Origin of the sequence: Shewanella halifaxensis HAW-EB4, assembly GCF_000019185.1 — a bacterium.
GTDB classification, from domain to species: domain Bacteria; phylum Pseudomonadota; class Gammaproteobacteria; order Enterobacterales; family Shewanellaceae; genus Shewanella; species Shewanella halifaxensis.
This window is the reverse complement of sequence record NC_010334.1, coordinates 2,384,225-2,404,295: the sequence shown is the minus strand read 5'-3', so window position 1 is coordinate 2,404,295 and position 20,071 is coordinate 2,384,225. Positions and strand designations below refer to the sequence as shown.

General features: G+C 42.1%; 15 protein-coding genes. 6 read left to right on the top strand and 9 right to left on the bottom strand.

Annotation, left to right across the window (positions count from 1 at the left end):
- Positions 1 to 409 precede the first annotated feature (409 nt).
- The gene (locus tag SHAL_RS10370; RefSeq protein ID WP_012277089.1) at positions 410 to 1,492 is read left to right on the top strand and encodes an AI-2E family transporter; all 1,083 of its coding nucleotides are present in this window, start codon (positions 410 to 412) and stop codon (positions 1,490 to 1,492) included.
- Positions 1,493 to 1,640: 148 nt separating this feature from the next.
- Here SHAL_RS10370 and SHAL_RS10365 read toward each other — a convergent pair whose 3' ends face one another.
- A complete protein-coding gene (locus SHAL_RS10365; protein WP_012277088.1) occupies positions 1,641 to 2,057 on the bottom strand; it encodes a DUF1090 family protein in 417 nt (138 codons plus the stop codon).
- A gap of 620 nt (positions 2,058 to 2,677) precedes the next feature.
- Between SHAL_RS10365 and SHAL_RS10360 the strand changes: the two genes are divergently transcribed.
- A complete protein-coding gene (locus tag SHAL_RS10360) occupies positions 2,678 to 4,363 on the top strand; it encodes a glutathione synthase (protein ID WP_012277087.1) in 1,686 nt (561 codons plus the stop codon).
- Between the two features lie 208 nt (positions 4,364 to 4,571).
- On the opposite strand, the gene SHAL_RS10355 is transcribed toward SHAL_RS10360, so the two are convergent.
- The 6 genes from SHAL_RS10355 to SHAL_RS10335 all read right to left on the bottom strand — a co-directional run bounded on the left by SHAL_RS10355 (position 4,572) and on the right by SHAL_RS10335 (position 9,690).
- Entirely contained in the window at positions 4,572 to 5,570 is a 999-nt protein-coding gene (locus tag SHAL_RS10355; protein ID WP_012277086.1) for an FUSC family protein, read from the bottom strand.
- Between the two features lie 687 nt (positions 5,571 to 6,257).
- The gene (locus tag SHAL_RS10350; RefSeq protein WP_012277085.1) at positions 6,258 to 6,476 is read right to left on the bottom strand and encodes an EF-hand domain-containing protein; all 219 of its coding nucleotides are present in this window, start codon (positions 6,474 to 6,476) and stop codon (positions 6,258 to 6,260) included.
- Between the two features lie 9 nt (positions 6,477 to 6,485).
- Entirely contained in the window at positions 6,486 to 6,683 is a 198-nt protein-coding gene (locus SHAL_RS23070; protein ID WP_150102082.1) for a hypothetical protein, read from the bottom strand.
- A gap of 413 nt (positions 6,684 to 7,096) precedes the next feature.
- A complete protein-coding gene (locus tag SHAL_RS10345; RefSeq protein ID WP_012277084.1) occupies positions 7,097 to 7,498 on the bottom strand; it encodes a MaoC family dehydratase in 402 nt (133 codons plus the stop codon).
- Entirely contained in the window at positions 7,488 to 9,245 is a 1,758-nt protein-coding gene (gene phaC, locus SHAL_RS10340) for a class I poly(R)-hydroxyalkanoic acid synthase (protein ID WP_012277083.1), read from the bottom strand. The genes SHAL_RS10345 and phaC overlap by 11 nt, the downstream gene beginning before the upstream one ends.
- 94 nt (positions 9,246 to 9,339) lie before the next feature.
- A complete protein-coding gene (locus SHAL_RS10335; RefSeq protein ID WP_012277082.1) occupies positions 9,340 to 9,690 on the bottom strand; it encodes a phasin family protein in 351 nt (116 codons plus the stop codon).
- 1,058 nt (positions 9,691 to 10,748) lie between these two features.
- Here SHAL_RS10335 and SHAL_RS10330 point away from each other — a divergent pair.
- Together SHAL_RS10330 and SHAL_RS10325 are read left to right on the top strand one after the other, a co-directional pair.
- Positions 10,749 to 11,285: an NAD(P)H-dependent oxidoreductase gene (locus SHAL_RS10330; RefSeq protein ID WP_190273631.1), complete on the top strand. Its 537-nt coding sequence runs from the start codon at positions 10,749 to 10,751 to the stop codon at positions 11,283 to 11,285.
- A 61-nt stretch (positions 11,286 to 11,346) separates the two neighbouring features.
- Positions 11,347 to 12,012, top strand: coding sequence for a glutathione binding-like protein (locus SHAL_RS10325; protein ID WP_012277080.1), 666 nt, complete (start codon positions 11,347 to 11,349; stop codon positions 12,010 to 12,012).
- A 706-nt stretch (positions 12,013 to 12,718) separates the two neighbouring features.
- Here SHAL_RS10325 and SHAL_RS10320 read toward each other — a convergent pair.
- Both SHAL_RS10320 and SHAL_RS10315 read right to left on the bottom strand, forming a co-directional pair.
- Positions 12,719 to 15,160 (bottom strand): zinc metalloprotease, encoded by a 2,442-nt coding sequence (locus SHAL_RS10320; RefSeq protein ID WP_012277079.1) that lies wholly within the window; start codon positions 15,158 to 15,160, stop codon positions 12,719 to 12,721.
- Positions 15,160 to 15,789, bottom strand: a complete 630-nt coding sequence (locus SHAL_RS10315) for a hypothetical protein (protein ID WP_012277078.1) — start codon at positions 15,787 to 15,789, stop codon at positions 15,160 to 15,162. The genes SHAL_RS10320 and SHAL_RS10315 overlap by 1 nt, the downstream gene beginning before the upstream one ends.
- A 249-nt stretch (positions 15,790 to 16,038) precedes the next feature.
- Here SHAL_RS10315 and SHAL_RS10310 point away from each other — a divergent pair, with 249 nt between their 5' ends.
- A complete protein-coding gene (locus tag SHAL_RS10310) occupies positions 16,039 to 19,245 on the top strand; it encodes a ligand-binding sensor domain-containing protein (RefSeq protein ID WP_012277077.1) in 3,207 nt (1,068 codons plus the stop codon).
- Complete coding sequence (locus SHAL_RS10305) at positions 19,238 to 19,906, top strand: response regulator (RefSeq protein WP_012277076.1); 669 nt, start codon at positions 19,238 to 19,240, stop codon at positions 19,904 to 19,906. Before SHAL_RS10310 ends, SHAL_RS10305 begins: the two co-directional genes overlap by 8 nt.
- Positions 19,907 to 20,071 lie beyond the last annotated feature (165 nt).

Here is a 20,071-nt window from a genome sequence, read left to right as displayed (position 1 = left end):
ACCTTCTGTTTTGAAAAATCATGCAGATTCAGTCGTTGTTATGATTCAATACGGCCATTATGAAACTGAGATATTACAAACTGAAGCAAAAAGCGGCGTCAATAAACATAGAAATGGACCAACAGAGAGTAAAAAACTGAGAGAATGAGCACACAGAGATAAAGACAGAAGCCATTGTTGACGTTGACTAAATGCTACTGTAGCCCATAATCACTGCTTAACTGCACTGCAATGCCTTATCTTCAATGTCTTTCTAGCCCAATGAAGGCCTTTAAAAGCCCGAACGGATAGTTTTAGTTAGGGGCTGAACTTGCTGCAATTATTAACTTATATTACTAGTGATAGAGTAAGCGGGCGTGATTATTCACTCTCTGACAGCCACCTTGCTTTTATTTTGGAGTTTTTTTGTATGAGTAGTCTTAAACTCAAACCGCACCACTTAGCCTTACTATTCGCCTTAGCGGTCGCCTTCTATGTCTGTTATTTACTCATATCCCCTTATTTAGGCTCGATAGTACTGGGGTTTATTGTCTCGATATTATTTCTACCGATCCACACTCGAATACAACACCGTATGCCAAATAGCCCCAATATGGCCTCAGTCTTTTCGTGTACATTGGTGACCGTGATGGTGTTGATCCCACTACTGTTTGTGGCGATGGCAATTATGAATGAAGGCATCAACTTCATGACTAATGCCTATGAGTGGCTTACTGGCGGCGGAGCAAAAAGTTTTCTTGCTCATCCCTATATTCAAAGTGGTGTTGCCTTATTAAATAAGTGGCTGCCATTTGACAGCATTAAGATAGATGAGCTAGTACAACAAGCTGCAGGAAAAGTAACACAACTGAGTACCAGCTTTTTAAGTGCCAGTACAGGCATTGCTGGCGATGTCGCCGATACCTTTTTAGATTTTGGATTGATGCTATTTGTGTTGTTTTTCTTTTTGCGAGATCAGGAGAAAATCATCGATAACACCCGCCACATCATTCCACTATCTCGCTCGCAGCAAGGGCTTATCTTCAATGAAGTAGGGGTTGTTGCTAAGTCTGCCGTATTGGGGGCATTTCTTACTGCATTAGCCCAAGGGGTCCTAGGTGGAATAGCGATGTCATTAGCAGGATTTTCAGGCTTATTTTGGGGCAGCATGATGGCATTTGCGTCATTTATCCCATTTGTAGGCACCGCTATGATTTGGCTGCCAGCTTCGATTTACTTATTTATAACTGGTGACTGGCAATGGGCGATATTTATGATGGTTTGGGGAGTCGTCGTGGTTGGCTCGATTGATAACTTTCTCAGACCTTGGCTGATGCAAGGCAATACAGGTATGAGCACCCTGCTGCTGTTTTTCTCTCTGCTTGGTGGTTTACAGCTGTTTGGTCTCATAGGCCTGATCTATGGCCCAATTATTTTTGCGGTAACTCTAGTGTTGGCTCGGTTATATGAGATTGAGTTTAAGGACTTTATAGAACAACAAGATAAAGAGTAATGCTTTAGCGCTGAGTGTAACAAGGACTATTTTAACCCTCTAAAAAAACATGCCCCTTAACACTAAGGGGCCCGTTTTGCTGACCACTAAAGCTCTTAACTTTTGGTAGCGTGTAAATAACCAAGGGCTGTAAACAAACAGCCACAAGCTACTTCATTTTTGCAAGCTCTTGCTTTAACTGCGTTAGCTTGTAATTTTCTGCTAGGACTTTTTGCGTATACTTATATGTCCTATCTAACTCATTAGCAGCTTTCGCTGCCTTTAATTCAGCCTCATAGCTTTCGAGTTGCAGTTGCACACCAGCAATTTCTATCTGTAAATCATTCTTAATGCCTTCGTCAGTACAATTAGCCTTAACATGTTTAAGTGAGGACTGTAACTGAGCGACCATCTGGTCGTGGCCTTTAGCCTTTGCATTCGCAATCAAGGCTTCAACCTTACAACTCTTCTCGGCGCAGCCTGCAAGCTTTGAACAGTCAGCAGCTTGAGCAGAGGACAAACCTAAAGTGAGTACGCTACAACTCATTGTTAAACCGAGAAATAAACGTGACATTTTGTTTTTCATAAAAAATTCCCTATTGCGATATCGACAACTTTGTTTGTAATAAAATAATTACTCATACTGTTTTATAGACACTGCATTACCAAACGTCCATTTAGTAGAGAAAACTTCTTGTTAAACAGTATGACAAACTTGAGCTAAGAATTAGAAACAACAGCAAGTTTGCTGGCAGATCCGTAGATGAATATGCTAACTTTCACTCGAATTGCCGGATAAAAACAATCTACTCTCTTTATCAAAAGTATCAACCTTAAATATCTTTATAAACTTGTTTATTTTCCACTACTTCAGCATTTTCTTGTATACAAACCCACATTTCGATATAATTAGAAATGTAGACCTAAATACAAATTCAGCATAAATATCTTCTGAAATTACGTCTATCAATTGCTTTTATTGTGTGTACAAGGCTTATGTATGAGCCTATATATAGAGCTTAACTTTACGGTTTGTGGCTCACTAATATTCATTTATTGTTTGTGTATGCACATTTGGAGCTGTTTACAGCAAATGAAAGTACACAGCCAAAGTTAATGCACGCACCTATTGCACGCACCTATTGCACGCACTCATGTCGCAATTCGCGTTCTAATTGCTAGAGTCTTACTTTTACGGTGGCAACCATGATTAACAATACGACAAAACAAGCTTCACAAGACGCTATTGAATGGGCGATAACCCATGGAATGGTTATCAAGGCAACGGCTTATTCAGCTTCTCATACCGCATTTAGTTTTACACCTACACCCATTAGCCGCGAGCGCTTTCACAACTTGGTCGCTTCGGTAAATCTGCTTGGTAAGCTAGTACACTATGCATCAGAAGATCATCAATTCTTAAGCCAAGCAATTGCCCCAGTCACCTCAGGAGAGCCTTTCTTTAAAGCCTTATTAGAGATGCATAATGCAATCTATGACCCATCTAACGCTGACAACTGTTGTAATCGCGGCATTAGTCATCGCGGCGATAGCTATCTTGATGTTAAAAACATCGATACCAAGATGAATGACTCCAACCAAAGCGACGCTAAACGATTGCCCCTATTAATCATGCGCAGTGACTTTATGGATGATACCGCTTTAGGGCCGAAGCTCATTGAGTTCAACGGCATCGCCGCAGGTATGGGGCCATTTGGCCAAAGAGTGCATGAATTACATCAATACCTACAGCAGCAATGGCCAGAAGAATTTAAACAGTGGTCAAGCCAGCAAGAGACTGAACTTGTAGCAAACCAAGCCATTGAAAGGTTATCTCAGGGCATTGCCAACGCGACATTTAAGATAAAAAATGAATTTGCAGATAGTTTTTCAAGTAAGGCTATTAATAACAGTGCAACGACATACAGCGAGAATAACCCGCCTGTTTTTTTGATGGTAGTGCAAGCTGACGAAGACAACGTGTTTGATCAACACCTACTTGAAGGTGCGTTACAGGCCAAAGGAATTAGGACGGTTAGACGTACCTTTCGCGAACTGCACAACAAACTCTCAACCGGCGCAAATCACAGATTATTGTTAGAAGGTGTCGGGCCAATCGATACCGTATACCTACGCGCGGGTTATCAATACAGCGATTATCACGCCAATGACATCATCAGCCGCGTATGCTGCGAAGCATTAATGCAAACTCGTATTTTTATTGAAAGACACCGAGTCGCCGTTAACGCAACCGTGAGTCAGCAACTGGCCACCAGCAAACGGGTGCAGATGTTACTGTCTTCTATGGAGCCCGATGCCCTCACCCGCTTTGGTTTAACCCTAGATGAGGCAAAAACCGTTAAAGGATTACTCGGCGAGATGCGAGCGGTCACTAAAGGCAGCGCAGCCTCAATCACCCAAACTGGCAGCGAGCAATGGGTACTTAAAAACCAAGGCGAAGGTGGCGGCCACTGCATATTTGGCGACGATATTCTGTCAAAGCTTGCCGAGCTCAAACCCTGCGAGTATCAAGCCTGGTCGCTTATGCGAAGACTTCATCCTACACCAAGACCCATTCCCGCATTAACCGTACGCAAAGGTGAGTTACTACAAGTCGATGATTTGATCAGCGAGATCGGCATGTTCACCGTGCATATCGACGGCGAAGCTGCTATAGACGTTAAAAAAATAGGAGTGAAACAGTTAGACGTGCAAGGCTTACTTAAGCAAAACATAGATAATAAAGAGATAGATATTAAAGACATAAACGTGCAAGCCACAGATAAAAAGGCCTATGCAGGATATTTAATCCGAAGTAAGTCAGCCCGCACCACAGAAGGCGGCGTTCACAGTGGTATGGGCGTATTGGATTCGCTAATTTTTGGCGATTGAGTTTAGTGCTTATGATTACTGTTCGAATTGTAATCCTAGAAAGTATGAGTCCCGACTCAAACCGACACATCAACTCGACTCGCTGAACGTTACCATGTAAAATCAACCACTTATAAGTCTAAACTTCTCAAACTAACTCATGAGTCACAATGTCCAAGACTATGTTTAAAAAGCAATCTAAGGGTGTCTAAATGCACCGTAACTGGACTTACGGTGTATCTGGCTGATTAGGCCACCACTTTCTTCCAAGACGTAACAGCGTCAAACTCACTGCAACCCAAGCACAACCTATAAGCGTATCAATAAAACGCCATTGGATAAGAAACTCATCTCCTCCTTGTTGCAGCATCGCTAGATCGACCACCAGCAAAATCACCATGGTGATTAACCAGCTAAAGAGGAGGTAGTTTTGTCGTAAGCATGTCGGCATCAAAAGGGCCGCCAGCATAATAAGATACGGGAAGCTCCAACTGGGTAAATAACTCACCGCGATATAAGCACAAATGACCCCCAACAAGGTACCAGCAATCCGCATCCCAATTTTTCCCCAAGCATTTGCTGCATCCACATGCATAACAAAAAGTACGGTTAGCCCGACCCAGGACGCATGTTGAGCATTTAGCCAGTCGGCAGTTAACATCGCCGCTAAGATAGTCAGCGGTAGAGTGAAACCATAAAGTGGGCCGTTGAAATGCCCCGATAGCAGTTCGCGCCATTCATTGGAAGGGGACCAACTTGTGGCCTGAGTAGGAAAGAAACGTGATTGCATTAAGGTCAGAAACAGTGCCAGTAGCGCCCCGCTCAGATAAGCAAGTACAGTCGTCAGTGTTGCAGGGAACCCAACCTCTTCGAGCACTAAGGCTGCGGCCACAAATTTTCCCAGTAAACTAAAGTAGCTTAGCTCCGGCTTAGGCTGTCCTGCAATAAAGCTGAAGATAAGCAGTGCCGCTACCGCTAACTCTCTATAACCAACGAGTAACTTTCCGAGTATACCTGCAGATATCATCAATAGCATTCCACCCATCATCGCCATAATTTGATGCTTAGGTTGACAGCGGGGATCGAGCCTCAGAGTAAACATGGCGCCAAGCGCAATAAAGGCCGATATATCTCTGGCTATCCATTGATCTAAGAGTAGCGGTGTTCCCATGGCTATAGCGTATAAGCAGCCACGGGTCCAATCATCTTTGGTTGGTGTGGTGAACACATTTGTCTCCAATGATGTTCGCGAAAATGTCTTTAAAAAGCCTGTTAATAGATAGAAATTTTAGCAGATATATCACCAAACTATAGAGTAGCAGTTGTGAATGTTTAACGGTCATTGCGTCTTTTACTCGGTTCAATTTACGGATCAGTCAGAGCGAATTAGGGAGTTCAGGCTCATTCAGCAACAGGCTATAAGTCTAATGAAAGCGAAAATCTAGGAACAAAATCTAGCAAAATCTAGGACAGGCATAATTCTTCCAAAGCACGGATCCCACCACGAATCGCAGTGCTTTCACGAAGAACACGAAGATAAAGACTGCCAAGGGCTTGAGTTGTTGTCTTTCTTCGTGATCTCTGTGTTCCAATAACATCCGTGTTTAACGGCCAGTACGCTATCCCTAGCTCTCGCTTATTAGCACATGGCTTCGCCATTTTCGCCGTGGTGAGCAGCTTCTGTCCAAAAAACAAGTTAGGAAACTAGAAGTTTATAGTAAGAAATAGAGCTAGATAACCAAGTGCGGAGGCTATCGGAGTTACCTTCATTCGAAGATTACTGCTAACGTGTTAGGTGTTTTTCAAGATAGTTGGCAGTTTTGATAAACTTAGGATTAACTGTGAGCGACTAAAGATAATAACCTAGTTTGAATTTGGATAAGAGCGCTCTATCACAAGCTCCCTTATAAACATGCTATTGGCTGTTAAACCATTCACTAAACTCTTCGAAATCAATGCTTCCATTTCCATCGAGATCTATTTCGTTAAAACCTATCTCAGCACTTTCACCGGGTTCAATTGTTTCTAGAGCGAGTAGTAGGAGTTTGAACTCAGAAAGTACAATTCTTCCATCTCCATCGGTATCAAAATGGTTGAAATTATCTTTTAGCTCTTCTTGGCATATATCAGTCATTACAGACTCCTACGTTAGTGTTGCTTTCATTTTTTCAACCATAATGGATTGAGTTAGCTTAGCTTGTTGTTCATTTAGTTCGCTAAGTAAATCCACTTTCTGTTCAAGTTCATCATGATTGTCTCTTACCATTTCGTCAACCAATACTGTGGTAACTGGCGATAAGCCGATGAATCCACCGCAGATATGGACGAATATAGAATCCATATATTTGCTGGATGTTTGATGAGGGACGATTGCCGGTGCCAGCTATGATAGTCAGCTTTTGCTTGCCTTACCTTCAGTGTTCCTGCAGGAAAACGACAGTGATATATGTGTTGATTGGTATTGCTGCAGGCTTAAATTTGCCAACTCTGATTAGGCGTTAAAGCTATAAATATTTATGGGTGGCTCTGTTGTTGATTAATAAGAGGCTAGCCGGAGCACCCATCTATTTGCCCCCATCTAGGTATACAGTGATGAAAGGAGTTTTCCACGCTAATTAATGTACTTAATTGCTCTAGCCATAACAACCTCTGCCCTATTGTGATTATTAAAGCTAAGTCAGAGGTTGAAAACCCAGTCAACAATTACGGGGGTCACAATTAATCTTTCACAATTAATCTTACAGTTAATCTATGCTAGCCAACGATATATCTGACAGTTGCTTCGCCATCGACGGCAAGTTTACCGTCTTGATTGAAGACCTGAGTTGCTAGCGTGGCAATTGGTTTATCTTCGCGGATATGTTTCACCGTTACTTTAGCTGTAATGGTTTCACCAACATATATAGGGCAAACGAACTTTAATGTCTGACCAAGGTAAATAGTACCCGAGCCAGGTAGTTCTGATGCGAGTAATCCTGAGATAAGGCTGGATGCCAACATACCGTGAACGATTGGACGTTCAAACGGCGTGCTAGCAGCAAATTTAGCATCCAAATGCACAGGGTTATAATCCTCAGCTAACGATGCAAACTGGACTACCGATTCTTGATCTAAGCATTTTTCAATTGCCGAGCTCTGGCCCACTTCAAGCGCCATGGTGTACCTCCTCTTTTAGTGCTATTACATCTTGTATGCGTTGTTTTACATACTCACCCGGAGCATCTAAATTTCCAGTTAGTGAACGTGCAGCTATTTTTTCTGAAAAATTTCGTTCATCGATCCAGGATTGCCAATGGGGCCACCATGAACCTTGATGACTATCAGCCTCTGCGAGCCATGTTAACGGGCTCTGCTTGTTATTGCTATTGGTCCAAAAACCATATTTATTGGCATTTGGCGGGTTCATTGGTCCTGCAATGTGGCCACTTTCGGCCAGCACAAACGTGTTATCACCGTTTAATAACTCTGTTCCACGAAAAGTGCCTTCCCAGACTGCAATATGATCTTCAATGGCGGATAAGAAATAGCTCGGAGACTTCACTTTGCTAAGATCGATATTAACCCCATCAATAGCTATCCCCCCAGGTTCCTTAAGCTTATTTTCAAGGTACATTTGGCGTAATAGCTGATTGTGTGTCGCAGCGGTAATATTCGTATTGTCACAATTCCAATGAAGTAGATCGAACGCCATTGGGCTTTCACCTTTGAGGTAATTGGTCACATAGTAGTTCCAATACAGGCTATTTTCCCTTAACAAGCTAAATGACACCGCCATTTGTCGTCCATCCATGTAGCCACGAGCATTATTCTGCGCTTCTATGCTACTAATAAGTGGCTCGTTTATGAATACACCCAGTTCGCCAGGTTGGCCAAAATCTAAAATGGTGGTGAGTAAGGTTGCTGATTTGACTCTTTGCTTGCGACGCTTTCCTGCTAAATAAGCCATTGCAGTCGTTAACAGTGTTCCGCCAATACAATAGCCGATACCGTTGACTTCGCGTTCACCAGTTTCAACTTCTATTGCATCTAACGCAGGGATAATGCCCTGAGTAACGTAGTCACCAAAGTCAGTTGTTGCCATGTCTGCATTCGGATTAATCCAAGAGATCATGAAGACGGTATGCCCTTGGCTCACTAGCCATTGTGTGTAAGAACGCTCAGGACTCAGATCCATGATATAAAATTTATTCACAAAAGGCGGTACTACCAACAAAGGTCGTTTGTAGACTTGCTCCGTTGTTGCTTGATATTGAATAAGTTCAAACAGGTCGTTTTTAAATACAACTTTACCCGGAGCTGTGGCAATATTTTTGCCGATAGTGAAGGCGTTTTTGTCTGTCATGCGAATATTTAAGGTATCAGCACTTTGCGCTAAATCTTTCTGAAGTTGTTCTAGCCCTTTGATCAGGTTTTGCCCTTTGCTTTCAACGGTTAGCTTCATTATTTCAGGATTGGTAGCAACAAAATTACTCGGCGACATAGCATTGAGGTACTGGCGAGTATAAAAGGATAATCGCTGACGTGTTTCGTCATCTAGCCCTTCTGTATTATCGAGTGAGCTTTGAACATTGTTACAAGCCAGCTTGTAACTTTCTTTGATGTATTTATAAAGTGCCTGTTCGTTCCACGCTGGATCTTTAAATCGTCGATCAGTCTCTTTTTCTGTTGGTAAGCTACTCATAATGCAATCGTTAAATAGATTGACTTGTTGCCCCCACCAATTCATTTGTTGCTCAATAGAGTTAACTGGGTGTTCGACCGATGAACGCATCCATTGTGCCAAATCTTCCACTTGAGTTTCTACGATACATGATTGAGCGGACTGTCCGAAGCTATCCATCCATGCTTGACCAAATTGCAATGCATTGTCTATCGTGTCTTGAAAGGGCGATTTACTTTCCATGATGGCGTCCTTAGTGGCAAATTAAAACGAATAAAAAGGTGACGCACTCTTGCTCAGTATTTATTGAGCAAACAGCGCGCCAAACTATTATGCTTTACACACTTTTTGTCGCAGGAATAGAAGATGCAGCGAGTTCATCAGCAGCCGCTTTAAAGTCTTGACTAAGCTGAGACAGCTTTTGCCCATCTTCGAGCAACTGTTGGCTGAATTTGCTCATCACCTCCATCTGTTTAGTACTGTGTGAGGCAAGATCTTGAGGCTGCTTAATGTTCGCCAAGCTTTGCAGGGTCTCGTTTCCAAGGCTGCTGTAAGCCTGAACACTTTGTAACTGGATCTTTGAAAGTGTTTCAATATTTTTGCTGACCAATTGATTGAAGCTGTAAAACGGGTTAACCACAGATTCGATTTGTGAAGTAAGTGCTTTGAACGTTTCTTGACTAGACATGTATATTTCCTTGTGTAGGTTTAGGTCCGATTTAAGTAACTCTTTGTGGCAATATCTTTGGCACCACTGTTTTGTTAAACACTAGCGCCCTGTCATTTTGTTGTAATTTCAATTAGGCATGGCTAATTAAAATACAGGGTTCTGTGGTCAATAAATGGTCCGTTTGGATGAGTAGTTCGAATATCAAACAAAAGTTGATGTGTATTCTGGTGGTTGCGACACAGGATAATCTTATTAAATTTACTTCTGTAATAGGCAAAACGTTCAAGCCAGAGATAAAATCACCATCAAAAGCATAGCTACAATTAGCGTACACAAAATAGCTACATAGCATAGCCATTGGAGGGGATAACGTATCGAACGAGGAACCACACCTAGCCGAGTTCAACATTTCAAAGTAATAGATGATCTAGATGGTCTGGTTTAAAGGGTAAATAGCAGATAGTAAATAGATAAAGAGGTCGGATATAATAAGGTAAAAGTTGCCTCAAGTTTTATTCGGAACTAACGAATTTTTCGCAAAACCTTGTTACGTGTCTTACGTGTTCACCCACGCTATATTCTTTGCCACTTCATCAAGTAACCGCTTGAGACTTAAAACGCCCTTCTCAAAAAAGACCCTCACAAAAAAACTGTCCAACACAACAATACCTTCTAACACAACAATGTCTCACCACATAAAACACCAATCAATACAGTGAGTTATAAGTTATACTTTGGTGTACTGCCCAAACTTACTAATGCTTTTCTTAGCGTCGGTATAACAAACTCCTCTCTTCGACTTTAACTAAAACCTAGAATTGGAGCTTCAATCTAACAATTTCGGGTGTGTTTGTTATTTTGAAAAATTTGTTTTTTTATAAGTTTTGAATTTTAAAATGGATTGAAATAAATTTACAAGTGATGAATCACAGTTAATCGTTGCATAAACAAGACCTTTGCGTAAAACGCAAAATTGATTTGCATTAAGTTGCTATTCTAAGAGTTATTAGGTTTATATATTATGTTTGCAACTTGAGCCTGTATCGTACAAGCCAATGATTAGCTTAGAGATTATTATGAAAAATATATTAGTGATACTTACACACCCTTCAATTGAAACCTCAACGATCAACGCTGCATTATTTAATTCCGCTCTATCTATTAGTCATGTGACCACTGTTGATTTGTATAAAGAATATTCTGATTTCAAGATTGACACAGTGAAAGAACAACAAAGATTACTAGCGCATGATGTTATTATTTTTGTATTTCCTACCTACTGGTATTCAACACCTGCACTTCTAAAAGAATGGCAAGATAGCGTGTTAGAGTATGGATTTGCTTATGGCTCAACGGGCGATAAATTGCATGGTAAGCCTCTGATTTGTGTGACAAGTACAGGGAGTGACATCACCTCATATCGCAACAAAGATACCAACGAGTTAATGATCCGTGATTTACTTTTACCCATTGAGAGAATGGCAGAAGATACAGGATTAAATTTTGTAGAGCCGTTGGTACTGTATGGCGCTAGAACAGCCGTGGAAGAAAACAGATTACAACCGCATGTAGATGAATTCGTCAGATTGCTCAACTCTTATAAATGTATCTAGACTGGTAGGGTAATCTTAGAAAGTAGAAATTAATAAAACGATATAATTAGGAGGAACTAAGATGTCTGATATTCAACTTTACTCACTAGGCTCACCTAATGGAATTAAAATTCCAATCGCGCTCGAAGAAATGGGAATGAGCTATGATGCCCACACGGTTGATATTTTAAAGGGTGAACAGTTTAGTAAAGAGTTTACAAAGATAAATCCAAACTCAAAGATACCAGCAATCATTGATACTGAGGGGCCGCAAGGGCAACCTATTTCGATAATGGAATCAGGTGCAATTTTACTATATTTGGCAGAGAAATCAGGAAAGTTAATTCCACAGAACCCAAGACAAAGGTGTGAGACAATTCAGTGGCTTTTCTTTCAGGCAAGCGCTGTTGGGCCAATGTTTGGAGCCTTTGGTCATTTTCATACTTACGGTAAAGAAAATTGTGACCACCCTTACCCTGAAGCAAGATTTGCGAATGAAACCAAGCGTCTACTATCCATTTTAGATGAAAGACTTCAAAATCGTATTTATATTGTTGGTGATGAATATAGTATCGCTGATATATCTATTTTCCCTTGGGTAATTTGGCTAGATATATTTTATAAGGCTGCTAAACAACTTGAGCTTGGATCATATAAAAATGTAATGGCTTGGGTTGAGCGATGTAGATCAAGACCTGCAACAATAAAAGGCCTTAATGTGTATGGGTTCAATGAGATAGGCAAATAAAACACTAAATTTTTAAAGTCCCAGACAGATATATAATTGGTATTACAGCATCCTATAATCCTGTTAATAATTTTGTGAAACTACCTCACAATACATTGACCCCATGCCAGTCAATGCGGGGCAATGAAAGTAGAACATAATAAACAAAAACTATTCACATTCGCTAAGCAAGCTACAAAAGGCATTATAACTGAATCTGACTTAAATGATTTCAGGGCCATGTTGCCCAGTAACAATATAGTTTAATCATTTTCAACTCATTTCAGGACAAAAGCTATTCACCACGGCGAATATGGCGAAGCCATGTGCTAATAAGCGAGAGCTAGGGATAGCGAACTGCCCGTTAAACATGGATGTTATTGGAACAAAGAGGCCACGAAGAAGACAGCTTCCCAAGCCGCTAGGTTGCTTTATCTTTACCTTCGTGTTCTTCGTGAAAGCGCAGCGCTTCGTGGTGAGATTAGCTCTTTGAAAAAATTCACACTGACCGCACTTATCACGAGAAACAAGCGTATGCCGGATATTTAATCCGAAGTAAATCAGCAAGTACCACGGAGGGCGGCGTACACAGTGGCACGGGGTATTGGATTCACTAGTGTTTAGTGTTGATGTTTAGTGCAGGTGTTTAGAGATTGAGACTAGTGATTAGAATTGCAGATTAAGCCACTCGAGTACTCTCGAGTGGCGACTAGATTAAAGCATATTGTTAATTAAGATGTTCACAGCGGCCAAATTCAGCACCAGACTTAACCTTACTAATAAGCCCTTTAGGGAAACCAGTTTTTACAGATTGTCCATCTTCACACACATAGACCTGATCCATGTTGACGTGGTAAGACATATTCACACCTGCAATGCCTCCTACCATTTCTGAACCTGAGCCACTAATTGACAATGGGTTGTTCATATAAGCATTTTCAGCCTCCATGACTCCCTGCTTGCCGAAAAACTCAGTGAGCGGCATCCAACCAATGGTGTCAATATAAATAGCACCGACAAATCCAGCCCAGAAATCACCTGCACGAGCGATGATGACACTGCCATCGTCGTTCATATCAAAAGGTGAAGCTGGGACGGCACCAAATGTGCTTTGAACCCATTCAGGACTTTCGAGTACACAGAGATCTTGGCCCCACCATAAAAATGGAATGTCTTCACACCAAGTCAGGCCACCAATATCGGTAAATGCTGCATCACCTTTTTTAGTATGATCCCAAAGTAAAGTGTTTCCCTGCTCAGTTGCCAATGCAACCGTTTTACCATCGTAAGAAGCCGCATGGGATTCAGTCGCGCCAACCTCCTCATAGAGATTGATCATTTCACCTTCATTAACCCAGGCCACGGCTTCCCAGCCATCGGCAGAACCGAGCACGACGTCACCATTACCTGAGATAGCATGCGCTCTTATCCAACTATAGCGATCCCAGTTAACGCCGCGAGTGTCTAATTCATGCATACCGGCTTTTGGAGTCCAAATAAATGGCACCAGTTCACCTTCATCATATTCAGTACAATAACCGTTATTATTGGCATCTTTGTAAGCCAATCCAACAACGGTATTACCGGCGTCATCGATGTCCCAACCTGAAGCAGCTTGCATCCCTTCCATGCCAGAACCACCGCACGTATTGCCGGTTAAGTCACCTAAAGACATAGCACCATGCGCTTTGGTCCAGATTGCTGGAGCACTGATCCCGTTACCATCTAAGTCTGAATTAACCAGTAACTTATTACCATTACGGTTCATCCTGCCGCTATTTACCCTTATGTAATCAGGCAGGATGGTAAAATCTTTATTTTCATCCCATGTGAAACCGATCCCGTTAATAACCCCCATTGAAGAGCGGCCATTTTTAGCCAGATCGGTAAGGTGTGCATTCACGATGGGTCTAAATTCGATACCATCATCGTAACCATTGAAAGTTAAGTCGGCTTGCTTAGTCTTGCCCGCTTCAGCAATGATAGGAGTAACGTCACAGGCATCATCAGCTGCAGGGTTACTACCTTCGGCCTCATTCCAATATTCTGCAACAGACACCAAAGGTGTTTGTTGAGTTGGATATCCCCCTTGGTAGATCTCTTCCGTATATAAAACATAGCTTTGCCCAGGTGTTAGACCATTGATCTTAAATGAGCCATCAGGCCCCACCTTACCCTGAGTTAAATTACCAGATTGCGCAGATACGGCATCGAAAAGCGGATCATTGACATTACGCGCTATGATATTAATACCACTATATTCTGTTTGACCGTCCTTTAATCTTAATGTCCCCTCAATTGAGCCAAACTGACTCTTATATTCAGCAGTTGGGTACAAGTTAGATATCGATACACGGTCATCAAGTACATTCACGGTACTTTGACTGACACCACCCACACCATCATGACGAATAAAAGGGAACATGGTTTCGATAATGTCTGGATCGGCAGGGTTTCCTCCATACTCTGCTGGATATTCAAAATCATGAATGGCCTCAACGTCACACCCTGCAACACCTGGATATAAAGGAGCACCAGGCCAACTTAAATAAGCCAATTGTCCATTTGTCTGAGAGTGTGACAAGTTAATCGCGTGACCAAATTCATGGGTAAATACACCAGCTACTTGCTCGCCTTTAGTATCTTGCACATAAACATTCCAGCCATTAAGCACTGCGGTGGCTTCGGTTATATTACCGTTTTCGTCAGCCCACTCAGGGAAAGCAATTCCGAGCACGGCAGACTTAGGCACACCAAAAAAGTCTTCTAAGATACTGCCGTCGGTGTCATATAAGACATAAAAACCATAGCCATTTTCAACGGTATAAATTTGCGCTGCGTTTGCGCCTGTCACATCGGCAATCCCGACTTGCTCTTCGATACTACCAGCAATATTAGCCTCAAAAGTTGATGTTTCGACATTGTTCCATTGATCAAAAGCAAACTGGGTGATCTCATTTGCACGTTCAATTGACAAGAAAACACTACCATCATAATCAAAGGTAAACGCAGCACCGCCATCGACATAGACAGGAATGGAACCTGCTGAAGTGTCCCATTTATAAGGCTGAGGGTTTGCACCGTCTGTTGTGTATAGTGGGCCAGCAGCCATTACAGTGCCGGACGTTAAAAACATGGCGATTGCCAGTGTAGATTTAGATAATTTCATTATTTCATCTTCCCATTGTCAATCCACTGCTGTGAAACGGCGCGTCCAACAACACTCATAAAGAAAGCGGCACTGATAGCTGTAGGGTTAGTCATCATGTTCTGTTCTTCATGAGTCAATAAGCCAGGAGCAAACTCCACACTGTCAAAGATCCCGTCGTTATTAAATTCATTTAAAACATTGCCGTTGACGAGGTTAAACTTTCCGTGTGCCATGCCCGCAGTCGTACGCAAACCCGTTTGCTTTGCTGACTTGTGCATAAAGGCGATAATTGATTCCCCCTCATTCCAACGCGGAAAGCCCTCCGGAGCCATTGCAAGCATCTGTCGACCGTTTGCCATAACACGGGGTTTTAATAAACCAAACTGACGAAAAGTGTAAGTTGAGTTTTTAGCGTGCTGACCTTTTGCCGCACTGCCGATCTTGATACTGACTTCGGTATAAGGTATCCCCTTGTCAGTTAAACCGTCGGTTACCTTTTCGACTTGCCCAGAAATTATGCTTTCAGAGGAATTAATCAACTGTGTAAGATTTTGAGTTTTTAATTTTGCCGCTTGCGCCATGGGTGCTAACAGGATTAAAGCCGTCAACAGTGCCGTAACACCAGCAATACCTTGCTTGATTTTCATACTCTTTCCTTATTCGTTATTTGTGAGTAGTTATCCGTTTTTAGTGAGTAGAATGACTACAAGTCAATAACCGTACCTGAAAATTATCGAGTGAAATATCGGGGAAACCCTGATATTTCTCAAACAGGAATTTGAATAAAGCGAAACTAAATCGTGTGGTTATTCGTATTGTGTATTACGCCATTTCCTTTTAGTATCGGTTAAATCATCGCTTAACATCTATGCAACAAAAAACCGGAGAGATTTTATTTGTATATAATTTGCAGCGAAATTTGGTCAAAACTAGAAGAGTTAATATCTATTGTCCTGATCGCGGTCATCACCCTGTTAGCCCTACAGAGCCAGGCTTGGGCAAGTTTACAAAGCAGTCGAATCGGCCTGAACAGTGGCTTAGAAGAGGATATTATTTTAGCGCTGCTGATCGATCATCAAGACTTTATGTGGGTGGGAACTAAGAATGGCTTATTTGTCTATGATGGTTACCAAGTACAAAAACACATCCCCTACCCCAGTACACCTAATAGCATCAGTGCGTTAGATATTCGCAACATATATCAAAGTAGCGATCACACCATCTGGGTATCAACAAATAGTGGAGGTCTGAATAAATATGTACCGCAAACCAATACATTTACCCATTACCGTCATCAATCAGATAAACAAAATAGTATCAGTAATGACAGTGTCTATGATGTTGTTGAGGACGTCGATGGCCAACTGTGGATAGCGACTCAGATAGGCTTAAACAGATTAAATAGGATCACAGGTGAGATAACACGCTTCTACCATGATGCAGATGATCCCACATCATTACCGAATGACTATGTTTATCGGCTGTTCTTAGATAGTAACAAGCGGCTGTGGCTTGGCACCATTGGGGCTGGGTTAGCATACTGGGATGCAGTGCAACAGGAATTCGTCCAAGTCGCACTACCTAACAGCAGTCATGACGACATTTTTGCAATCACAGAAGATGCGCAGCAAAATCTCTGGCTCGGAAGTCGCAATGGCTTGCTAAAAATGAACCCACTGCGCGATACCGTCGAACAGATCTATTTAACGCCCTCTTCTAAAAAGCAACCACTTGTAATCAATCTTCATTTGACCCAAAAAAATACCCTCGCAATTGGCACAAGTGGGTATGGTCTTATGGTGTTAGATCTCGCCAATAATACGCTTGTTAGCGGCAATGAAAGGCCAAACGCTGCAAACAGTACTGTCACTAGCATAGTCGAAAACAGTCAGAGCACGTTATTTGTTGGCACCTGGGGGGCTGGATTACAGCGTATAAACGCAGAAGTCCCTTATGTGACACTTATCGATAACGCTAACAGTAACACCCTACCCACCATAAGGAATGTCAGCGCCCTTTTCACAGACCAAGCCAATAACAAAACTTGGGTCGGCACATTAGGCACGGGACTACATTGGTTAGACCACGACTCGCAACAAATTTTAAAGGTTGAGTCCTCGCTTTCGCTGCATTTAATCGAAGGTATACACAGCATCACGCAATTAGGTGCAGATCAGCTGTATGTGGGCACATCACAAGGATTGTGGCACTTATCGACCCAAGGAAAAACATTAGCCTTCTTTAAGCATGATACAACTCATCCAAATTCAATTGGCAAAGGTTATGTCAGAGTCATTGAGCCAGCGTTAGATGGAAACTTATGGATTGGCATTGGAGGCACAGGGCTACACCACTTTAATCCAAACACTGAAAAATTCACCGCCTATCGCCATGACAGTACCAATAAAGCGTCTATTAGCGGCGATTACATAACCTCTCTACTCGTCGATGGTGATGAGATCTGGGTAGGAACCCGCTCCAGTGGCTTAAATCGATGCCAGACACTTGTTTGGGTCTGCAAGCGGTTCCAACCAAATTCTGCAGAGGAAAACCCACTCAGCCATTTTTATGTCACAGATCTCGTCCGCGACAGCAAGCTACAAATTTGGGTGGGGACAGACGGCGGTGGCTTAAGCAAAATTTTATTTGATACCAATAATAGGGTTCTGGGATTCCAAGCGGTTAGTGAGCAACTTGGATCTGTAGGGCAAAGCATTCTCTCAATTACACCAGAGCTCGATGGCAATTTATGGTTAACAACAAAAAAAGGCATTTCGTTTCTAAACCCATCACAACAGACAGCCTTTAACTTAGGCGATGAACAACTATTTCATGTCGGCAGTTTTTCACAAAACGCCAGTAGCCAGAGTGTTGACCACAGCTATTTTGGTGCCATCAATGGTGTGATCAGTATTGAGCGTAACCGAGTGATATCTCCAGAGCTCCCCGCCCCGATTAAATTTACAAAAATTGAACATGAGTCGCTGCCCTTACCACTGATGAATATGGGCATAGCAAACGATCTAGAGCTGTCTCTTCCTTGGGGCAAAGTACTCACCTTAGAGTTTTCATTATTAGATTTTTCCGAGAAGACTCATGACTATGAATATCGTTTAACGCCATCAAGCCCATGGCAACCTTTAAACAATCGAAAACACATGACGTTCTTTAAAATGGAGCCAGGGCTTCACCAGATAGAAGTCAAAGGAAAAGGAAACAATGGTCAGTGGAGTGATCCCGCTAAGCTTAATGTCAAGATAGTGCCGCCTTGGTGGATGAAGACCTCTGTCAGAATCGCATCTATAACCATAATTATCATGATGTTTATTGCATTCCATAAAATGCGCCTTGCGCGTTGGCAGAAACATACGGCGCGACTACAGGCACTACAAGCTCAAAAGCAGGTCGCACTCGATGAGGTAGAAAATCGCGAACAACAACTCAGTACCGCATACCAAGGGCTGCGAAGCCTAGCAAGCCAAATACAAAATGCCAAAGAAGAGGAGCGAAAATCCATTTCTAGAGAGTTACATGATCAATTCGGGCAAACGTTAACAGCGACTAAAATCAACCTTCAGCTCTATAAAAAGTTTAACTACCAAGAGCAAGAACGCATCGAATCCGCGATTTCAATTACCCATACGATGATCCAACAAATGCGCTCTATATCCTTCAATTTACGTCCAGCACTCTTAGATGATGAGGGACTCGTTGCAGGAGTAAAGTTGCAGCTCGAAAAGATGTCAGCATTAATCGCCAAGCCGATAAAGTTATCCGTGAGCCGTGATTTCCCCATGGTTAATCAAGGGATCACGATTAACGTATTTCGGATCATCCAAGAGTCGGTCAATAACGCTATTCGACATGCTAACGCCAGCCAGATCATTGTCAGCCTCAGCTATCATAGCGAACAGTTATTCATTGAAATAAAGGATGATGGTAAAGGATTTGATGTCGACAAAGTTAAAGAGAATACCTTTAGTGGCGTGCACCTTGGGCTACTCGGTATGGAAGAGCGCGTTCATTCGTTATCCGGTAAGTTATTACTTCACTCAAGCATCAGTAATGGTTCAATAATCAAGGTGGTGATCCCTAATGTCTGAAAAAATTACAATTATACTCGTCGACGATCATATATTAGTCCGAGCAGGGATCCGGTCCTTATTGGAGTCCATAGCCAATGTTGAGGTCATTAAAGAATCGGGAGATGGTATTGAAGCTCTGTCATTACTGCGAACTCACCAACCGACGCTGTTAATTTTAGATATCTCTTTGCCCGGATTAAATGGACTCGAGGTTGCACGTAGCGTCACCAAGATGAAGACCAAGACAAAAATTTTAATGCTCTCTATGCATAGTGACGTTGAATACGTTGCAAAAGCGCTCACCATAGGAAGCCATGGTTACCTAATGAAAGAATCCGCTGTGGAAGAATTAGAAACCGCTATTTCGACACTGATTAACGACAAACAATATATCGGTAAAAATATTGATCTGGAAATGGTCGACAAACTTAGAGGCGATAGCAATCAAGAGAGTGACTTAATAAAACTGCTGACTAGCCGTCAGCGACAGATCCTACAACTGATTGCCGAAGGTTACTCAACAAGAGAAATAGCCGAACGCATGAGTGTCAGCATTAAGACGGTTGAAACCCATCGCGCCCATATTATGTCCCGCCTTAATATATTTGATATTGCCGGGCTCGTACGGTTCGCCATTCGCTGCAAACTTATTTGCTTGAATGAGGCTCCCATCAGTTGAATCACTCCACCGAATCAACCACTTAGCTTAAAACAGATACAACTAGCAGCCAACCTCTACTTAGTTAACGCTTGCTGCAGTTAATCACTCCATATGACACCAAGATATTTATCTTATTCATTTGCATCAGCTATTTGCGTTCTTTTCTCTCAAATATTCATTTGA

Excerpts from the sequence above, each read along its gene's own strand:
- SHAL_RS10325 (WP_012277080.1), top strand. The coding sequence starts at position 11,347 with ATGTCTGATATTCAACTTTACTCACTAGGCTCACCTAATGGAATTAAA.
- SHAL_RS10305 (WP_012277076.1), top strand. The coding sequence starts at position 19,238 with ATGTCTGAAAAAATTACAATTATACTCGTCGACGATCATATATTAGTC.
- SHAL_RS10330 (WP_190273631.1), top strand. The coding sequence starts at position 10,749 with ATGAAAAATATATTAGTGATACTTACACACCCTTCAATTGAAACCTCA.
- SHAL_RS10370 (WP_012277089.1), top strand. The coding sequence starts at position 410 with ATGAGTAGTCTTAAACTCAAACCGCACCACTTAGCCTTACTATTCGCC.
- SHAL_RS10365 (WP_012277088.1), bottom strand. The coding sequence starts at position 2,057 with ATGAAAAACAAAATGTCACGTTTATTTCTCGGTTTAACAATGAGTTGT.
- SHAL_RS10320 (WP_012277079.1), bottom strand. The coding sequence starts at position 15,160 with ATGAAATTATCTAAATCTACACTGGCAATCGCCATGTTTTTAACGTCC.
- SHAL_RS10335 (WP_012277082.1), bottom strand. The coding sequence starts at position 9,690 with ATGTCTAGTCAAGAAACGTTCAAAGCACTTACTTCACAAATCGAATCT.
- phaC (WP_012277083.1), bottom strand. The coding sequence starts at position 9,245 with ATGGAAAGTAAATCGCCCTTTCAAGACACGATAGACAATGCATTGCAA.
- SHAL_RS10360 (WP_012277087.1), top strand. The coding sequence starts at position 2,678 with ATGATTAACAATACGACAAAACAAGCTTCACAAGACGCTATTGAATGG.
- SHAL_RS10315 (WP_012277078.1), bottom strand. The coding sequence starts at position 15,789 with ATGAAAATCAAGCAAGGTATTGCTGGTGTTACGGCACTGTTGACGGCT.
- SHAL_RS10350 (WP_012277085.1), bottom strand. The coding sequence starts at position 6,476 with ATGACTGATATATGCCAAGAAGAGCTAAAAGATAATTTCAACCATTTT.
- SHAL_RS10345 (WP_012277084.1), bottom strand. The coding sequence starts at position 7,498 with ATGGCGCTTGAAGTGGGCCAGAGCTCGGCAATTGAAAAATGCTTAGAT.
- SHAL_RS23070 (WP_150102082.1), bottom strand. The coding sequence starts at position 6,683 with ATGGATTCTATATTCGTCCATATCTGCGGTGGATTCATCGGCTTATCG.